General features: G+C 35.7%; 5 protein-coding genes and 1 pseudogene. All 6 read right to left on the minus strand.

Going from position 1 to position 2,517, the window contains the following annotated elements; translation table 11 throughout:
* On the minus strand, nucleotides 1–331 hold a 331-nt coding region (locus tag ACFIL3_RS09600; RefSeq protein ID WP_375682168.1), incomplete at its 3' end, for an EexN family lipoprotein.
* A 294-nt stretch (nucleotides 332–625) separates the two neighbouring features.
* Entirely contained in the window at nucleotides 626–916 is a 291-nt protein-coding gene (locus ACFIL3_RS09605) for an EexN family lipoprotein (protein ID WP_375682169.1), read from the minus strand.
* A gap of 283 nt (nucleotides 917–1,199) precedes the next feature.
* Nucleotides 1,200–1,604, minus strand: a complete 405-nt coding sequence (locus tag ACFIL3_RS09610; protein WP_375641196.1) for an EexN family lipoprotein — start codon at nucleotides 1,602–1,604, stop codon at nucleotides 1,200–1,202.
* 2 nt (nucleotides 1,605–1,606) lie between these two features.
* Nucleotides 1,607–1,987: an EexN family lipoprotein gene (locus ACFIL3_RS09615; protein ID WP_375682170.1), complete on the minus strand. Its 381-nt coding sequence runs from the start codon at nucleotides 1,985–1,987 to the stop codon at nucleotides 1,607–1,609.
* Nucleotides 1,988–2,052: 65 nt separating this feature from the next.
* Nucleotides 2,053–2,256 (minus strand): hypothetical protein, encoded by a 204-nt coding sequence (locus ACFIL3_RS09620; RefSeq protein ID WP_375682171.1) that lies wholly within the window; start codon nucleotides 2,254–2,256, stop codon nucleotides 2,053–2,055.
* Nucleotides 2,257–2,282: 26 nt separating this feature from the next.
* Nucleotides 2,283–2,517: pseudogene (locus ACFIL3_RS09625) on the minus strand (hypothetical protein); the annotation flags it as partial.

A 2,517-nucleotide genomic window follows, 5' to 3' on the forward strand; every position in this document is an offset into this window, starting at 1 on the left:
TTTGTTCAGCAAGGAATTTTTGATTCTCTTCTCTCATTTTTTTAATTCTGGCTCTCATTTCAGCCATATCTTTTTCATCTCTTTTGCGATTGTTCTCTTCCGCTTGACGCTCTCTTTCTGCTGCTTGTGCCTGACGTTCCTTATCAAGTTCTAAAAATGCTAACCGCATGTTTTCACAATTCTTTGAAGTTCCTGCAAATCCACATCTAGCATCCCACTCTAAGCGTAAATTTTTATCTTTTTTAAATTCTGCGACGCTATAGGTTTTTTCACATCCAGCAGCGATAATTCCAGTGCCAAGTAGCAATGTTGTTATGAGAACTTTATTCATCGATATTTCCCCTTTTTCCTTTCAGTTTTACAAGTTTTGAGCACAATCTTTAAATTATGCTTGTGTTATCGGTTTTTATAACCAGTGATGATAAATCTAGAGCACAGACATAATGTTGCCATAAATATATTGTATAGTCTGTAAGGCTCTATAAAGTTGAGCAGCTAAAGCGCAATAGATGTTATCCATTGTTTTTGTAATGGGATTCATTAACATATTGTCGATATAAGAAAATACGCCTTTGGTTACTATTGCCATTTAGATACTTCGCTATTCGTTGTGTATTTTTATAATTTAATTATTATTTTGTTCTTTCGCTTTTTGTTCGTCCTCAGCACGCTCTTTTATCCCAAATGTAGCGTTCCATATTTCTTTAGCTTTTGCCTGACGTTCTTTCTCAAGTTCTAAGAATGCTAACCGCATGTTTTCACAATTTTTTGAAGTTCCTGCAAATCCACATCTAGCATCCCACTCTAAGCGTAAATTTTTATCTTTTTTAAATTCTGCGACGCTATAGGTTTTTTCACATCCAGCAGCGATAATTCCAGTGCCAAGTAGCAATGTTGTTATGAGAACTTTATTCATCGATATTTCCCCTTTTTCCTTTCAGTTTTACAAGTTTTGAGCACAATCTTTAAATTATGCTTGTGTTATCGGTTTTTATAACCAGTGATGATAAATCTAGAGCACAGACATAATGTTGCCATAAATATATTATAGAGTGTACAAAACTCTTTAAGTTGAGCAGCTAAAGCGCAATAGATGCTATCCATTATTTTTGTAAGGGGATCCATCAACATATTGTCTATCTTAGTGAATATGCCTTTGCTTTCTACTGCCATTGAGATGCTCCGCTCTTCATTATGTCTTAATGGTTATTTTGTTGTTCTTCTGCCGCGCGCTCTTTTGCTCTTCGTTCTTCTTCAGCGCGTGTTTCCGCTCTTTGTTTTTCGAGTATTTTTTGAGTATTAGCTCTCATTTTTTCAATCCAAGCTTTTTGTTCAGCTTGAAACTTTTCATCTATTTTGCGATTTTCTTCTTCAATTTTACGGCTTCTTTCTGCTGCTTTTGCTTCATATTCTTTCTGAAGTTCTAAAAATGCTAACCGCATGTTTTCACAATTTTTTGAAGTTCCTGCAAATCCACATTTCGCATCCCACTCTAGGCGTAATTTTTCATCTTTTTTAAATTCTGCGACGCTATAGGTTTTTTCACAGCCAGCGGTGATGAGCCCTGTGCAAAGTAGCAATGTTGTTATGAGAACTTTATTCATGATTAATGACTGTCCTGTTGTTGTTTAGCGCGCTCTTTTGCTTCTTGTTCTTCTTCAGCACGTCGCTTTGCTTCTTGTTCGGCTCGGAATTTTTCATTCTCAGCTCTCATTTTTTCAATCCAAGCTTTTTGTTCAGCTTTAAATTTTTCATCTATTTTGCGATTTTCTTCTTCAACTTTTGCCTGACGTTCTTTCTCAAGTTCAGCGCCTGCTACTCTTAGGTTTTCACAATTTTTTGAAGTTCCTATCCCTCCACATCTCGTGACCCATTCATCAAATAATTTTGGATTTTTTTTAAATTCTGCGACGTTATAGGTTTTTTCACAACCAGCAGCCATAAGCCCTGTGCAAAGTAGCAATGTTGTTATGAGAACTTTATTCATCAATATTTCCCCTTTTTCCTTTCAGTTTTACAAGTTTTGAGCACAATCTTTAAATTCTGCTTGTGTTATCGGTTTTTATAACCAGTGATGATAAATTGAGATGACAGACATAATGTTGTCATAAATCTATTGTACAGTCTGTAAGGTTCTTTAAGTTGAGCAGCTAAAGCGCAATAGCGATGTGTAATGGTGCTATCCATTATTTTTGTAATGGGATTCATTAACATATTGTCGATATAAGAAAATATGCCTTTTCTTTCTACTGCCATTGAGATGCTCCGCTCTTCATTGTGTCTTAATGGTTATTTTGTTGTTGTTCAGCTTTAGCGCGTTCTTCTGCTTCTCTTTCGGCTCGCAATCTATTAGTGTCAGCTTCAATTTTTTCAAGTTTAGCCTTCATTTTAGCTTTAAATTCTTCATCTATTTTGCGATTATGTTCATCAATCTCTGCCCGACGTTCTTTCTCAAGTTCAGCGCCTGCTACTCTTAGGTTTTCACAATTTTTTGAAGTTCCTATCCCTCCACATCTC

The organism is Bartonella sp. CE47NXGY (genome assembly GCF_042195415.1).
GTDB lineage: Bacteria > Pseudomonadota > Alphaproteobacteria > Rhizobiales > Rhizobiaceae > Bartonella.

Coding starts and splice junctions, on each gene's coding strand:
- ACFIL3_RS09620 (WP_375682171.1), bottom strand. CDS start 2,256: ATGGCAGTAGAAAGAAAAGGCATATTTTCTTATATCGACAATATGTTA.
- ACFIL3_RS09605 (WP_375682169.1), bottom strand. CDS start 916: ATGAATAAAGTTCTCATAACAACATTGCTACTTGGCACTGGAATTATC.
- ACFIL3_RS09610 (WP_375641196.1), bottom strand. CDS start 1,604: ATGAATAAAGTTCTCATAACAACATTGCTACTTTGCACAGGGCTCATC.
- ACFIL3_RS09615 (WP_375682170.1), bottom strand. CDS start 1,987: ATGAATAAAGTTCTCATAACAACATTGCTACTTTGCACAGGGCTTATG.